The sequence below is a fragment of the Salmonella sp. HY31 genome, from assembly GCF_042604575.1.
Taxonomy (GTDB): Bacteria; Pseudomonadota; Gammaproteobacteria; order Enterobacterales; family Enterobacteriaceae; genus Salmonella; species Salmonella diarizonae.
In genome coordinates, this window is the sequence record NZ_CP170479.1 from 3,657,595 (window position 1) to 3,671,984 (window position 14,390).

General features: G+C 39.8%; 17 protein-coding genes. 2 read left to right on the forward strand and 15 right to left on the reverse strand.

What is annotated here, in order from left to right; all coding sequences use genetic code 11:
- Positions 1-160 precede the first annotated feature (160 nt).
- The 15 genes from ACE15A_RS17395 to ACE15A_RS17465 are packed head-to-tail and all read right to left on the reverse strand — an operon-like array spanning position 161 to position 10,176.
- Entirely contained in the window at positions 161-1,222 is a 1,062-nt protein-coding gene (locus tag ACE15A_RS17395) for a TyeA family type III secretion system gatekeeper subunit (RefSeq protein WP_053508675.1), read from the reverse strand.
- On the reverse strand, positions 1,209-1,934 hold the full coding sequence (locus ACE15A_RS17400; protein ID WP_129382475.1) for a hypothetical protein: 726 nt from the start codon (positions 1,932-1,934) through the stop codon (positions 1,209-1,211). Before ACE15A_RS17400 ends, ACE15A_RS17395 begins: the two co-directional genes overlap by 14 nt.
- The gene (locus ACE15A_RS17405) at positions 1,931-2,524 is read right to left on the reverse strand and encodes a type III secretion system domain-containing protein (RefSeq protein ID WP_053508679.1); all 594 of its coding nucleotides are present in this window, start codon (positions 2,522-2,524) and stop codon (positions 1,931-1,933) included. Before ACE15A_RS17405 ends, ACE15A_RS17400 begins: the two co-directional genes overlap by 4 nt.
- Before the next feature lie 6 nt (positions 2,525-2,530).
- Complete coding sequence (gene sctJ, locus ACE15A_RS17410; protein WP_053508681.1) at positions 2,531-3,277, reverse strand: type III secretion system inner membrane ring lipoprotein SctJ; 747 nt, start codon at positions 3,275-3,277, stop codon at positions 2,531-2,533.
- Positions 3,274-3,642: a type III secretion system inner rod subunit SctI gene (sctI, locus tag ACE15A_RS17415; protein ID WP_064055732.1), complete on the reverse strand. Its 369-nt coding sequence runs from the start codon at positions 3,640-3,642 to the stop codon at positions 3,274-3,276. The genes sctJ and sctI overlap by 4 nt, the downstream gene beginning before the upstream one ends.
- Positions 3,643-3,655: 13 nt before the next feature.
- Positions 3,656-3,856 (reverse strand): DUF1039 domain-containing protein, encoded by a 201-nt coding sequence (locus tag ACE15A_RS17420; protein ID WP_164984587.1) that lies wholly within the window; start codon positions 3,854-3,856, stop codon positions 3,656-3,658.
- A 41-nt stretch (positions 3,857-3,897) separates the two neighbouring features.
- On the reverse strand, positions 3,898-4,116 hold the full coding sequence (sctF, locus tag ACE15A_RS17425; protein WP_053508687.1) for a type III secretion system needle filament subunit SctF: 219 nt from the start codon (positions 4,114-4,116) through the stop codon (positions 3,898-3,900).
- 56 nt (positions 4,117-4,172) lie between these two features.
- Positions 4,173-4,898, reverse strand: a complete 726-nt coding sequence (locus tag ACE15A_RS17430) for a hypothetical protein (protein WP_053508689.1) — start codon at positions 4,896-4,898, stop codon at positions 4,173-4,175.
- Between the two features lie 21 nt (positions 4,899-4,919).
- Positions 4,920-5,705 (reverse strand): type III secretion system translocon subunit SctE, encoded by a 786-nt coding sequence (gene sctE, locus ACE15A_RS17435; protein WP_053508691.1) that lies wholly within the window; start codon positions 5,703-5,705, stop codon positions 4,920-4,922.
- Positions 5,706-5,720: 15 nt separating this feature from the next.
- Positions 5,721-6,326 carry a hypothetical protein gene (locus ACE15A_RS17440; RefSeq protein WP_114048588.1) on the reverse strand — a complete coding sequence of 202 codons (606 nt, stop codon included), beginning with the start codon at positions 6,324-6,326 and terminating at the stop codon, positions 5,721-5,723.
- A gap of 25 nt (positions 6,327-6,351) precedes the next feature.
- A complete protein-coding gene (locus ACE15A_RS17445; RefSeq protein ID WP_053508695.1) occupies positions 6,352-6,717 on the reverse strand; it encodes a hypothetical protein in 366 nt (121 codons plus the stop codon).
- A gap of 24 nt (positions 6,718-6,741) precedes the next feature.
- The gene (locus ACE15A_RS17450) at positions 6,742-6,975 is read right to left on the reverse strand and encodes a hypothetical protein (protein WP_129382476.1); all 234 of its coding nucleotides are present in this window, start codon (positions 6,973-6,975) and stop codon (positions 6,742-6,744) included.
- 1 nt (position 6,976) lies between these two features.
- Entirely contained in the window at positions 6,977-8,233 is a 1,257-nt protein-coding gene (sctD, locus tag ACE15A_RS17455) for a type III secretion system inner membrane ring subunit SctD (protein WP_053508697.1), read from the reverse strand.
- 9 nt (positions 8,234-8,242) lie between these two features.
- Positions 8,243-9,748, reverse strand: coding sequence for an EscC/YscC/HrcC family type III secretion system outer membrane ring protein (locus ACE15A_RS17460; RefSeq protein ID WP_053508699.1), 1,506 nt, complete (start codon positions 9,746-9,748; stop codon positions 8,243-8,245).
- The gene (locus ACE15A_RS17465) at positions 9,745-10,176 is read right to left on the reverse strand and encodes a hypothetical protein (protein WP_129382477.1); all 432 of its coding nucleotides are present in this window, start codon (positions 10,174-10,176) and stop codon (positions 9,745-9,747) included. Before ACE15A_RS17465 ends, ACE15A_RS17460 begins: the two co-directional genes overlap by 4 nt.
- A 632-nt stretch (positions 10,177-10,808) precedes the next feature.
- Here ACE15A_RS17465 and ACE15A_RS17470 point away from each other — a divergent pair.
- Complete coding sequence (locus tag ACE15A_RS17470) at positions 10,809-12,752, forward strand: Tir intimin-binding domain-containing protein (RefSeq protein ID WP_064055729.1); 1,944 nt, start codon at positions 10,809-10,811, stop codon at positions 12,750-12,752.
- Between the two features lie 638 nt (positions 12,753-13,390).
- Complete coding sequence (locus ACE15A_RS17475; protein WP_129382478.1) at positions 13,391-14,320, forward strand: hypothetical protein; 930 nt, start codon at positions 13,391-13,393, stop codon at positions 14,318-14,320.
- Positions 14,321-14,390: the final 70 nt, after the last annotated feature.

Consider the following 14,390-nt stretch of genomic DNA (forward strand, 5'->3'; position numbering starts at 1 on the left):
GCCAATATCCACGGCATTAACTTGTGCAATAAAGGAACCGACTGAAAATGTATTTTGCGAGGTAATATTAATTCTGTGAATTCCACAAAATGAGAAAAATAGTTCGAGCTTACTTATCATCTGTAAATTCAAAATCATCGCAATATTCTCATATACAGTATTATTGGCTTAATTGGTTGATGTACTCTTCGATAGCTTCAGACAGTTGATTTCTTTGTTGTAAGTCCAGGAAACAGATATCGGGAAGAAATTTAACAACCTCGTTCATCCTGATAAGATACAATACGCGTTTATTATCTTTTATACGAAGTTGTTGAATTCGGTTCGCTAACCACTCCGAATACATCCAGCGTTGTTCTATCAAAAGCAGTATTTCACTTAATGCTTCATCTTCTGAAAGACCAATGACGTTAGCCAGTCTACGAGCTATATCCTCCATACCGAGAAACACCAGTAACTTCTTCAAATCCATCAATGTTGTAATCAGACGAGGGCTTACAGTACCATCCCCTCCTGCAGAAAGTTCATATGCAAAAGTATGTATAAGAATGCGAATGCGGCTGGCGCGATCTGACCATTTTTTGATCTCATTAAACCACTGCCACACCCCTTCTGGGTTACTGCCCTCCTGATCCTGTTGGTGATGCTTTCGGATAATACGCTGCATAGATTGCATTGCATCAGAGTTTATAGAGCCTAACTCCAGCTCAGCAAACATCGCCAAAACCCAATCCTGATGTTCTGCAAGTAATTCATCTAACCGGGAAGAGATCTGTTTACGACGCTTACTTCCTGGCGCTAGCGAACCCGCTTCAGCCGCCAACAATAATGCTGCCTCACTAAAGTTCAACGTCCCCTGACGAAACAGCGTTAATAAATCCTCTGTTCCACTCGCGCTGACATTATTCAGAACAGCTTCAAGTTTATCCCCAACCACCTGTTCTGCTAATAAAGCAAGCTGCTCATCACGTTCAATCCTTTCATCATCACCCGAACCCAGGGTACGTTGCATTTTTCCTTTTAGCCGGTTTCCCAGCATCAGGCTCATATCCTCCATGGTATCCTGCAACGCCACATCCTGCATTTCACTTAATGCGGCCTCAATATCATTTGCGGGTAACGCATCCTGTAACTGCTGGCGCGTTTCAACTTTCCTCTCAAGTTCCTCCCGGGTTTGTCCATGCCACAATGAAACCGGCTGCGAATAACTAATCTTGTCCATTCTCTTCCGCCGTCATTACTGTGCTGGCTACAGGCTGGCTACGCAATTGTTGCAGAATGTCATCTAATTCCGCGTGCATATCAATTAAGACACTAACTAGCGAATTACCTAACGTTGCCTGCCAGGATTCAAGATTAGAATCAACCACAACCTGAAAAATATGTTGTGAGTATTCACAATCAGCTAATAAATTTTGCTCGAATGCGTTTGCCTTGTCCTGCGAAGGTAGCGCCAGGACTAAGTTAGGTTCTTTTTGGAACTGTTTAAGCATTGTTTTGACGCGCATATAGATAGCACTATCCCAATCAGCTTCAATCCCCCACAGTTGGAGGGCCTCAATAGTCCATTGACGGGCTTTTTGCATCGCCGAAAAATATAGCTGCCGCTCGATATCCTGTTCCTCAACTAGCCATTTCACGGTCTCAGCCAATAATTTTTTTCGTTCATTTTGATTTTCGCTGATCAATTGTTTTAACTGAGATTTATTTTCCTCAGCAAGCTTCTGCTGCTGAGCAATACAAAGTTGTCGCTGCTTCCTGCGCATTCTTCTGATAGATCTGGCAGCTAAACCTCGGGCTCTGACGATGTCATTATTTACATGATAATATTCTGCCAGGTCATCAGGTGATATTATTAATTTAGTAGGTTCTGGTGCATAAGAGAGATGTTCTACCGGAAACCCAAAGAGAATATGTTCATTTTTAACGTTCAAATAAACCTCCCAATTCGTGCCAGCATTGAATTTATATCATCTAATTCATTCTGTCTCAATTGCTCTACATCGCTATATTCTATAGGAGGTAACGTATGCATAATAATATTACCAATCCAGTCATCACCAACTATCTGAGAAAAAATTTGCAGTCCTAAAGAAAAGGAAACTGCAGGTAATTCATGCGCCGCAACTGTAGGCGCGGCATTTTCACCGTGCCATAAGGAAAAAAGCTGATTAACAGTCACCTCACCTAACAGATTAATTAGCACCCTGCGATAATCACCTAGTAAAAAATAGTCTATACTATTAAGAGATATCAGCCCCAAAGCCGTTAGCATGACGGGAAGTTTTGGTATCCAGGTAATCCATTGTCTCTGGCACGGGGACATTTCTGCTGCTTGTGTATGCCATTTCCATCCTAAGTGGTGGTGGAGCAGATGATCAATCGACGGACGAAGCGCCGGAAACATCTGGTAGTCATCAAGCCAGTGGCTTAATTCATACAGCGCCCAGTACTGTCCGTGTATAAACTCACCAGGACAAGCATATAGACGAACTAGAATTTGATACTCCTTGTCATGAAACATATATCATTATCCGTTCTGTGAAATTTTTCTTTTCCGTTCTTTATTTTTAATTAGAAAAATACTGCCAAGGAAAATTATCCATGCCCCCCCCACTAGCGTCATTGCAAGCCAGAAACCATAAATATTTAGCCAGTCTTTAACTGTCTCGTTTTTTACAATTTTAATACCCGGATTGAGGTAGTGAACAGGCTGTAAAACTATGCTAATTTTGTCATAATCAAGATCGGGAATGCTGTCATGAACTAACCCTTTAATCTGAGTAACAGAGTTTTGTAAATTAGTTTCTGGTGAATATTTAATAAACACTGATACTGATGACATCTGTTCCTCTGGAGCATCATCAGTAAGCATAGATTGAGCAATAGACACACGTGCAGAAATAACACCATCCATATCAGATAGCATTCTTTCAATATTCTGCTCTTTTAGATAAACAATCTTACTTAACTCCTGCCCAGGAGAAGTAACCAACTGGTCACTGGGAAAAACATCCTCCACATTACGATATTTTTTTTGCGGGTAACCGTGAAGGCGAAGTATCTCAACAGCAGAAATAAAGTCACTTTTATCAATTGATATAGAAAATAAGCCATTTTTATTTACAGTTTTATCTACATCAATATGCTGGGACAGCAGCAGAGCAACCATTTGGTTAGCTTCATCCTGAGATAAATTGTCATAAAGCTCGGCCTTACAACCACAGAGCAACGTAACAAGTATCAATAGACTTAAAAACCTAAAAAAACGTGTCATTGCATCGTCGTCAATTTATTAACAGCCTGAGAAAATTGCCCAGCAACCTTCGCGGTAAGATCCAGATTGAAAGACAAATTGAAAAGCGCATATTGGGTATTTAGTAAATTTGTCGCACTATCAACCTTTGTTCCATGCATAAGATTGGTGTCAGCAACTGAATTTATTTTCGCAATAGTATTGGCATACAATTCCTGCTGTTGCTGTATTCCATTTACAAGATTAGCTTCTGGTACTGGTTGTGAAGCTGCCATCATTCTTTTAAATTCCTCAATATCCTTTACATCAGGAACATTGATATGCGTAGCCACATCATTTGAAGGTAAAGATTGTAGTGTCGAATTTGTTACTACTGATACGTCCATAAACCACCATTTATTAATTTAAGATAAAAAAATCGAGTTTTTTATTCATTTCAGGTGAGAGTAATTCTCTTACACTAAAAAAAGCAGCTTCATCCTTAAGTAAAATATAATAGAGGGCTTCACAGAGTGCTCTATCATTCTCATCTGCAACCAGGAAAGGTAGAACGTCAAGGATAGAATTACCTTCAGAACGCATCTTATACTGCGCAGCCATTATTAAGCACTCTACTAATAATCGTTTTTGTATACTGTTCATTATATTTTTGACGTAATACCGGACAGAAGATCCTTGAACATTTTTATTACAGCACTATCAAGCTGCACTGCCGTTGAATATTGTTGAGCCCATTCCTGAATGCGTAACATATCAAGTGGATTATTTAGATCAGAAGGAGACATCATGTTTTGCACATTACTCCAGTTATTATTAGCGGTCTGTAATAATTGAGCATTAACACTTTCAAGACTACTCATGGCAATATTCCATTAAATGATAATTAATAGTGACCTGCTATGCAGGCCACTAAGTATTAGCCTGCTACGGCTGTAATCGCACGAGAAAAGCGCTCTGCGGCCGAGGCCAGAGAACTAGCAACAGTGGCAAATTGACTGGAAATTTTTTTACCAGCATCTGCATATTGCTTTGCATTATTCAATGCCAAATTACTATTATATTTATCCATCTCAGCGATAGAATCTAATTTCTTAGCCCCGGAACCAATGATGCTCCCTCCAATCGAAAAGGGCTGGCTAATCAATTTACCGATAGGCTCACCACATTGCCCTAATATACCTAACTTACTATGTGGATTAAGGGGTCTCTCATTAGCCTTAAGATAGTTATCGAGCGCATCTCCCGCTAATCCTTTAGCACCCTTCAGCGCTTGACGACGGTTGTATCGCTCCTTATGAGTGATACCTTTAGATGCAACATGCCCACCAAACGAACATCCCATTGAAACAATGCCACCCACCACTTCACCTGCACCGGCAAGAATTGTAGATTTCATCGTCTTACTCGCAGAATCGCGTTGATGTTGAAATGAGGACACCTGACGACCCCAAGAGCTCACCTCCTGAGTCGTCGCCGACGTCAACTGCATGTTGCGAATCTCACATGCCTGCTCTGCCAGCTCTTTAAAAGTAGCAATGATTTGTTCTTTCAGGTCAAAAGAGGTCATGTCCATTGACTGACCGGAAACATTACCGCTTTGTACCGCTACGTTGCTGGTAGCGCCAGTAATCGTTGTTGCCATAATTTTATACTCCAGGATTAGTTATACGGCATTAGTCAAAACTTGCATCTGTAGGTTGCCCATTGAATTTACTGCAGATGTAACGTTTTCTAGCATTTGTATATTTGCATCAACCTGCTTTTTGATATTATCCTGCTCTTTCTGCTTGAGAGACTCAGAAAGCTCATAGTTTGTACTGATAAGATCAATATTGTTCTGCAAATTATCAATGGCATTTTTTATTTTGGCTGTTTGTACCTTAAAAACGCCATCGCCAATACCGTTCAGACCACCGCTGATACCATCAATCACTGCGGTGCGCTTGATAAAGCGCTTAGCGCCACCGTTAGCAATATGAGTTAATGCACGCTTACCCATGCCTGGTTTTTCAACACCGGTTTTAAGGGCTTTCTTAGCGCCCCCAGCCATGCGCTTCATCGGTTGCGATAACCCGATATGCTGCATCAAACCCTGGCTCGCCTTCCCTATACTTTTACGTACCGTTTTGGTCACTGCTTTCCTGGCCGCTTTAGCAATATGTTTAACCGGTCGAACGATAGTCATGACTAAATTAATTACATGCGCAATGATACTCACAATGGCATGAAGGATACGATGACGTTGCTCTTTTTTATACTCGTCTTCATTCTTCTTCTGAGTGTCGATTGCATCTTGCTGCTGCTGCTTGATACCAGCAATCTCTCCTTTATTTTGAATGGCTTGACTCTGAACAGAAAGTAACATATTTATTCTGTTCATAAATTTGATGGTCATTAAATTTCTACCAACATCAGCGCTGCTGGTAGAATTTACGCCTAAGATTTGCATATAGACCTCCAAAAACTATTTAAAGTTTGAGACTATTTGAGTAATAACCTGGTTAGATTTAGACATTGTCTGTGAAATGGCAGTAATACTCTGAGTTAAAGCCTGTAACGCAACCTGTAACTCAAGTTGATATTTACTATTCGAATCTGAATATGATGTCGACATAATATCAAACTGCCCCTTGATAGCTTGTAATTGCCCTTCATTAAATTTATCATCGGTACTAATAGGTGAAAAAGTACCGCCCTCACCTCCATCAGTTACACCTGTTATAATAATGGCATTGTCGTTGATATAATCGACAACATCATCAGGCAATGCCGCCGTCTCATTAGGATTATTATTTTGATCCACTTCATTTTGCACGTTGACAAGCACTTCATTTGTTTCATTGGACATTTTTTGACATGCCAACTCATTTTCTGTCTGAACGTTATATTGCTGCCCCACGTTCGCGACTAAACCGACAACTGCATAACAGTGTTCAACATAAAGTAGACAGATGACACTAAATACACTCATTTCTGATACCATCATTGATGTTTCAGCTGTTGAAGCTGCAACTACTGATGATGTATAAAACTGGTTTGACGTTGCACTTACTTCGGTATTCGAATACATATGATAGTCCGTGTTAAATTTGTTTCTACATAAAACTTTTATACAATTTTGGCTTTAACGCCTCTTTTCTTTCAGGCGTAGCGTTACCATCTATCTTTTGAGGTTGCACATTCACTGAAGAAGTATTAGCGATAGCAACCATTCGTTTTAGAGATTGGTACTGTTCTTTTGCCCGGCGGATTTGGTCCGCAATATTCGTCATATCCTGCAACAATATTTCCCCATGTAATACCTCAAACTCTTTTAGCTGAGAAGCAATTTTAGGGTCAGTCTTTGCTTTCTCGACTAACTGTTCATAGGTTACTTTTAATTTTTCAAAACGTTCTACTTCAGAAATAAGTTTATATCGTTCACGCTCTATGTTCGCCTGAATATCATCAATACCATTCATAGCCCGTCCTTTCAAAAGTCAATGTCAGGGATTCTTATGCCGATAATTCATCGACACTCTTTCAATAACACGTATACCAGATAGTAACGCATGAACTAGCGACTCCCGGTAAATTTCAGGGAAATTATTTTTCTCATTAATAGCTTCGGTAAGTATTTCCTGCAATTGAAAGAAATATGTTCCGTATGGATCACGTCTTAATTTCTCATTACTTTCGGTGACATTGCCAATAATATTTACAAAACGATTTTTTGTCATATCATAATCCCAAGGGTAGATGCAATAGCTCCCCACGTTTAGTAAGTTCGATACCGTTAATACTGTCGATATTCACGATTTGATACCCCCCAGGCAGCACAGCCCCTTTTTGCAAGCGAGTACCATCGTCCAGAATGACATAAGGAAAATCACTATTACCACCAATACTCGCAACAGGAGCAGGTAAAATACCCAGCGCACTCGAACTAGTGTTAATATTCTGGTAGATAATTTCCTGTGTTCCCGGATAAGAAAGCATATGATGTCGAATTAAAGTATACAATGAGTTACGCTCCTGAAGATTGAGATGTCCACTCACAATAATACGGTCATCTACACGTTGAATGCTCAACATTGGCAATAATTTCAACTTGCGCAAGTCACTAATCAATTCATCCAACTCTTTATCATTTACTGATTTAACCGACCAGGAACGTAGCCCCTGCATATCGTTCAAAAGCTTAACAACCCGTTGCCACCGTTGATCTTCTTCTATTTGACCACTAATAATCACCTTTCCAGGAGCTTTATCCATATATGCGAAAACCCGGTCAAAACCATTAATCTGTAAGGCATCCATAACATTCTGTATTAGACGATCATCGCAAATAACATCCAGTATGTAATTGGTATCATTATTTTTTAGGAAATCCAGTACTGGTTGCAGTAACTTCTCACTTTTGCATTGTCCTGATATATTAACCACGTCATTTTTTTCCCAGACAAATTTAACCCCAGGAAGAACATGTTGGTTTTCAAGTTCTACTAACTTCTTTTGTACCTCAACATCTGGCAATACAGAATTCTCTCTCGCTCGCGCATTATAGATTAAATACCCTGTACCACACAGTAACACTAAACTGGCAATGACCATCACGATGATCAGTATAATAATAAATCTATTGTGATTTGATGATATAGTACTATTCTTGCGGGTGACAGCTATCAATGAATCCAGACAACTATCCATCTCCCCAAGGGCAAACTGTATACCCGCTATATCAAGAGTAGCCTGTAAAGGTAAAAGCTCCCCCGCAAGAGCAATCCCCTCAATGCCGTTACGCCAGATTTTAGTGGTCTTCGTTAAACTAATCCCCTGACTGCTGATATCAAATTCTATCTGTTTTTCTTCACTCTCAGATAAAGACAGCCAGACATCACAATCACCTGTCCCAATACTAAATATGCCTTCTCGCAGTAGCAGCTCACGACCGACCAAAGAAGAATTTAAAAATTTTATTTTATATACGTAATCCATCACGCCCTCTTAAATTTTAAGTGGTACCGCTTTGATCAAAAATAGGCGCACGGTTTGTACTTTTGTTGTTTCCTTGCTTTTAAAAAAATTACCAATCAAATAGATATCACCTAATAACGGAATTTTGCGTTCCGTTACGATATCTTGATCCTGAACAAAGCCCCCCAGTAACAAACTTTGCCCACTTTTTAACGTTGCCTGAGTATCAATTTCTGAATTCTGAACCTGCGGCATACCATCCGCACCAAGAGCTGACGACTGCTGGCTCCCATCCTGAATACTTAAAAGTAACAACACTTCAGCAATTCCAGCCTCATTTTTTACGACGCGTGGCGTAACCTGCATTAATGTTCCACTTGTAATGGAGGCCAACTTAGCAACTTTATCCCCCACTAATTTGGTATAAAACGTTGTATTTTTATCCAATACAGCCTGTACGTTGTTCAACGTCACCACCGAAGGTTGGGATAACACCTTTGCCTGGGATTTTTGCTCCAGTGCATTGACTCTGACCATAAAATCGCTCGCATTAGTGATCACTGAAGTCGCATAGCCACTGCCGCTGGATAAATTGGTATTAAGCTGTAAGTTCATTCCCCCTATATCAGCGTTTGCAGCCCAGTCAATACCTAATGCGCCAAGATCTTCAGCATTAACATCAATAATGGACACCGTAATTTCAATCGCATCCTGCCGATGGTCTAACTGTGAAATAAGACGTTGGTACATTGGCATATTGGCATCATGGTCACGAACAACCACTGCATTTTGACGCGGGTCAGCAGAAAATGTTGGCCCACTACTTTCGGTTTCCTGTTGCGCTGCATTAAGCTGTGTTGGTGTGCTGGCACTATTAACTGCCTGCGAATTATTCATTCGCTGTAACACCGTCACAACACCAGGAATTATTACACTCTGATTCCGATATTGATAAGTTACATCTGTTGCAGATGCATACTTTAATGGAAATACCTGGACATTTTCTTTTTGTTGATCTACCTGAGCCTGGTTACGCGAGGCAACGCTTAGCTGGCTGGCTATATCTGTGATATGCTTAACACATTCAGGGACTCCATAGATCTCAAAAGATTGCGAAACACCAATTTGACGAAGCTGGCATGTCCCTTCAGCAAGAACGCCTGCCTGAAGAACATATTCCTTAAGCTGTTCACGAGTATCAAATTCTGGCGTAATAACAGAAGATTTCACTTCATTGTTTTTGTAAACATAGAGCGCCTTACCATCATAATACCAAACCAAATTATAAGTACGAGCAAGCCTATCCAACTGCTGTTCCGGCGTACCCTTTTCGAAGCGACCGATAAAAACATCTCGAATAGACGGACTGGTAATGACCGGTATATCATAATTTGCACCAAAATTTTTCAACAGTTCGCTCACGAGCATACCGTGAGTCATAACAAAGAAAGGGGGCCCCTTCCAATCGAGGGTAGACGCAGAAAATGCCTCAATTGGCAATAAAATCAATATGAATAAAAAAAGCAATGCTCTCATACTAAACCATTTCTAACCATATGCGATAAACGGAATTGATTGTCATTGGTTATGACATTCTGCAATTGATTTTGAAGCCTCCGACCAAGAAGCGTAGCTACCGCAATGTGCTCATTCACTTTTTGGCATAGTACATATAACTCCACTTGATTCGTAAAACGCTGGACCAACCACCAGATATTATCTCGTTGTATAATTCCGTATTGCCAGGCACCATTTGCAGCCAGAAGTACACCGCTACATGTTATCCAGCGAGCTACATCTTTCTCCGACGGCGTTGGTAACTTCACCATCAATAACCAAAAATCACTGTTCTCAATAATTTTCCCTGATAAAAAGTTTATCTGAACAGTAAACTCAATACACTCACCGCTATTGTTCTTATGCCCTAACCAAAATATGTCTGGAATATCCAGCCATGTTGCCATTATGTATGCAACCTCCCTCTCCAATTCGACTGCCAATGTCGCAAAACACACCACAAAAAACAACCCATTAAATTACACTTTAATTAGTCCAAAAATAGACACAGAGGAAGAATAATGAGTGTCACTTTATTATTGCTCTTATTGCCCGGATTCACTTATCATTTCTTGGTTAACCTGTACGTTTATACCTTAAGTCATTAGAGTTGCTGACAAGCGGCGACACAACGAATCCCCAGCCATTTACAATGAAGTAAATGGCTGAAGTAAAAAAGCCAACGCAAATGATACTCGAAATATCATGAGTATATACGTAAATTAAATTCAGGAGCTAAGCATGCCTATACCAGTTAGCATACCAACCCCCCCCCCCCTCTTTACCACCCAGAGCTTCTGGCCTTAATAATGGTGGTAATACAAGTGCTATTAAACAGGAAATTTATAATACACCGAAAGATTCAGCGTTTAATACAGTTCGACTTATCGACCATAGCGGGAGAAAAAGACCTGGCCTTGCCGATGGGTTTGCTCCAGCTCTTACGAAAGAACTTATTAAAAATCATCAAGATCCCCTTACTACCGCAACGGATTTTTTTAACAACAAAGGTTCTAATTTAGCTAACATACCAGAACGGATGAGCGCTGTAGTTGGTACTTATGAACGTTTCGGTGGTGATATTACAGGTCGTGGAACTCAAGTATTTGCTTCAGTATTCGGTCCAACAACTAATGCGTCAGTAGTAGCCTCTAACAAGGGCAAGCAGCTAAGAGCGATGCAGGCTACCTCACAGCACCCTTCTGCAACGGCGATTAAGGATAATATTAGCTCTGATAGCAATACATTTGACAGGAAAGCCTTTTCGGAGAAAGTTGCTTATCTGGATAAAGCGTTATCGCGAGGTGAGAATAAAGCAAGTATTGCTACTGCTAACTTAAAATCGGAGGTAGTACAACCGAAAGAAATGCGGTTAGAAAAACGCTCCTTATTACCGATAGACACCGGCTGCGTGGCATCAACGAGTGTTGAAAAGCAAGGGACCGTCGGGCATACATCTAATTTAACAAACGTAAATGCCAGTACGTCTGGTGTCATCACTCGCGACCAGAGTACTAATATGCCTGCCATTAACGACAGGATCGCCAGTGATGCCCATAATCCTGATAGTCATTTGAACTCATTTGGGAATAACGCTGATATAGAGCGCCGTAGCTCAGCTAACAATCATGTTCAGGAGCGAGGTAATTTGAGCTCATCTGAGAATAATGTTGATGAAGGCAGTTCTGACTTAACTGACAATAATATTCACTACCGAGAGGATTTGAGTTCATCTGAGAATAATGCTCCTGGAAACAGTCATAGTTCAGCTAACAATAATAATCTGCAACTAATTGATAGTATTAACAATACTTCTACTAAAGATAAAGTTGAACTCAATGCAACGCCTGTGCAAGAGGCGAAACAAAAACACACGCACCGAATATCTGATAACACACTTTTCTCCATTATTGGCATAGCGACGCTGCTTCTTGGGGTAGGTATTGATGTGCTAGGTTTCACGTTACGAGGGGAGCGTTCTACTGCCGACACGGCGGAAGCAGATCAACTTGTTGATATTCCAGCCGACTTACAAGATGAGATTACCAGTCTGGAAAATAGTGTGGAGCTTGAAGATCAGATTAGCAGTATGCTGAACGATATTGCTACACAATGTGAAGACAACGTCACACAAATAACTGAAGTTGCAGAGTGGCTTTCTTCAGCACAAGATCAAATCCTTTCAGACATCGAAAGGAAAGCTTATGATACAGCGCTGGTACAAACAGAGGCAACTGCTTTCGCTGATCCAAATAACCAACAGATGACAGTCGACGATTATGGTAACTTGGTTCCAACTGGTCAATTGACCACTGCTGCAAAAGAGGAATGCGAAGAACAAGCCACTCAAATTGCGCAGCAAGCAAAAAATATGGCGAGCACAGCGTTAAGCTCTACAATTGACCGGATTAATGCAAAGGCGACGGATATAAGCAAAGTCAGTGATACTCTGGCTAACGCCAGCAGCACTGCCAACGATATTAGTCAATCAACACAGACCGTTATAAACAAACTGGGGAACATTGAACAAACCGTCGAAAATTACGTGAATAGTCAAACCAATGTAACACAATCCGGTATTTCGAGCTCCGGATTTGATGCAATAGAAGGGCTCGGTAGCGTCGTGGCGGCGCTCTCAGTACCAATTTTTGCAAAACTTTTTACGAACATCCACCACAACAAACTGGCTGAAAAACAGGTAAAAGATCAATCGGTTAACCAAAAACCATCTGCAATACAGGATGATATAACTGCATCTGACAATGCCGGCTCGTCACCTGAGGAGGGAGGAAATGATATGTATGCGGCGGCCACTGATGCCCGATCTGATCTTAGTAGCAACGGATCGTTAGCCGCGAGAGACGGATCGTTAGCCGGGAGAATAGACAATTTTGCGGAAGATATAGAATCTGACAGCAGTGATTCGTCGTCAGTCTATACGGAGGATACATCAGATTCTGTCGATATCGGAACGTTAGTCTAGGAAAAACACTAACTTAGACCAGATCGACCGCAGAGTTCACCATAAATAAATTACCTAAATTATCTGATTATAGTGATACAATTTTTTATATGTCAGCGTAGCCTTACTCACAAGGATGTGAGTATAACATATATTTTTCATGACATATAATGCGCATATGAAAATCATAGAGAATCGTGTTCAATCGTTAGCATCAGTACCAGCCTCGGTCTCTGATAATTCAATTAGTCCTTGATATTATACGCTCTCAAATAAATATGCAGGAACACAATGACGGAACAGATCTATGCTCCTCGTCAAAATGTCCACACTTTGCAAGAAGCAATCCAGTCTATTAATAGATAATCCTTCGACATGCTAACGCCAGCATCGACTATACGAAAATAAATTCTGGTAACAAGACAGATTTAATGCAGAAATTATCATGAGAGAGCTATAAATAAAATATTTTTATATAAAAATAGCCTCACATACTATTATATTTCCATCATCAATTTTCTTTTTACATTAGCAATAACCAAAAACACATCAAGAATAGTCCATAATCACGACACTTATCATAATAAAAATAGACTTCCATCAACATGATTCAACATGTAAAAATAACAATAATGGCAATACACCTTTTAGGATTGATAATGAAAACATCAACTTCAGCACAACCATTTCCAGTCTTCTTAAATAATTTAAATGAATCTATTTATGGTACTAAGGATATTGATATCAATAATACTCACTCCGGGCATGTTAGCTTCTTGCATATCAAGTCTATTGATAAACAAATTGCGAAGTATATTAGGAATAAAGAGTATATTTCTGCACACGATAGAGAACAATTATATAAACTGTTCGATGTTATCCAAAATCAAGGCAGCCAGTGTACTGCTAAAAAATTAGCCAAGCTTCATAACTCTCTTAAAGATTTATCAAAAATAAAATCTGAATCATGCAAGGCATGGGATGCTATTACGAGTACTAAACTCAATATTAAGGCACTAGATCAACATAAAAGCAGGCTGCAACAAGAGCGTGATTGTCGTTTTCAGATATTATACGAAAAACTTAGTGCTTTACCTGAAAAGAATATTTCAGAACAGGCCAGACAGAAATTTGCAGACTGCATAGCAGAAAAAGATAGCAAACAACTCCTTATCAAATTTCAAGATTTTATTGAGTCATGCGCAAATAAAATAACAATCAACAATAACCTTACTTTATATAATGACGTGGATATTAAAAGTATACAAAAAGCCATATCTAACCTTCCTGCAAGTTCATTAACCTGGGATCAGTTTAAATGTGAGCTTAATGAAATTCGTAAGCTAAATTCAGATCTGGATAAAATGGAAAAAAATATCATCCAAAGCAAGATCCGTATCGATACACTAGCAGAAAAATTTTTTATCACAAACAATGACCAGGGCCTGAATGATCTTAAAAAGATGGTTGTAAAACCGGCGCCAATAGTTTTCCATAATAAACAGTCAAATATAAAGTTGCTACGTGACAATTTATTTGCACTTACAATAAGAAAAAATGCAGAACTGCTAACAGATTCCGGCAATTAATTTTTTGAACGTAAAACACCTGGCCAGAATAAGAAACATAAGAAATAAGAATTAAACAAGGAGCCCCTAC

Bases quoted from the DNA above. Each gene is read 5' to 3' on its own strand.
- ACE15A_RS17450 (WP_129382476.1), bottom strand. From the start codon at position 6,975: ATGACAAAAAATCGTTTTGTAAATATTATTGGCAATGTCACCGAAAGT.
- sctD (WP_053508697.1), bottom strand. From the start codon at position 8,233: ATGGATTACGTATATAAAATAAAATTTTTAAATTCTTCTTTGGTCGGT.
- ACE15A_RS17430 (WP_053508689.1), bottom strand. From the start codon at position 4,898: ATGGCAACAACGATTACTGGCGCTACCAGCAACGTAGCGGTACAAAGC.
- sctJ (WP_053508681.1), bottom strand. From the start codon at position 3,277: ATGACACGTTTTTTTAGGTTTTTAAGTCTATTGATACTTGTTACGTTG.
- ACE15A_RS17445 (WP_053508695.1), bottom strand. From the start codon at position 6,717: ATGAATGGTATTGATGATATTCAGGCGAACATAGAGCGTGAACGATAT.
- ACE15A_RS17465 (WP_129382477.1), bottom strand. From the start codon at position 10,176: ATGGCAACATGGCTGGATATTCCAGACATATTTTGGTTAGGGCATAAG.
- ACE15A_RS17470 (WP_064055729.1), top strand. From the start codon at position 10,809: ATGAGCGCTGTAGTTGGTACTTATGAACGTTTCGGTGGTGATATTACA.
- ACE15A_RS17460 (WP_053508699.1), bottom strand. From the start codon at position 9,748: ATGAGAGCATTGCTTTTTTTATTCATATTGATTTTATTGCCAATTGAG.
- sctF (WP_053508687.1), bottom strand. From the start codon at position 4,116: ATGAGTAGTCTTGAAAGTGTTAATGCTCAATTATTACAGACCGCTAAT.
- sctE (WP_053508691.1), bottom strand. From the start codon at position 5,705: ATGCAAATCTTAGGCGTAAATTCTACCAGCAGCGCTGATGTTGGTAGA.
- ACE15A_RS17440 (WP_114048588.1), bottom strand. From the start codon at position 6,326: ATGTATTCGAATACCGAAGTAAGTGCAACGTCAAACCAGTTTTATACA.
- sctI (WP_064055732.1), bottom strand. From the start codon at position 3,642: ATGGACGTATCAGTAGTAACAAATTCGACACTACAATCTTTACCTTCA.
- ACE15A_RS17405 (WP_053508679.1), bottom strand. From the start codon at position 2,524: ATGTTTCATGACAAGGAGTATCAAATTCTAGTTCGTCTATATGCTTGT.
- ACE15A_RS17420 (WP_164984587.1), bottom strand. From the start codon at position 3,856: ATGGCTGCGCAGTATAAGATGCGTTCTGAAGGTAATTCTATCCTTGAC.
- ACE15A_RS17475 (WP_129382478.1), top strand. From the start codon at position 13,391: ATGAAAACATCAACTTCAGCACAACCATTTCCAGTCTTCTTAAATAAT.
- ACE15A_RS17395 (WP_053508675.1), bottom strand. From the start codon at position 1,222: ATGGACAAGATTAGTTATTCGCAGCCGGTTTCATTGTGGCATGGACAA.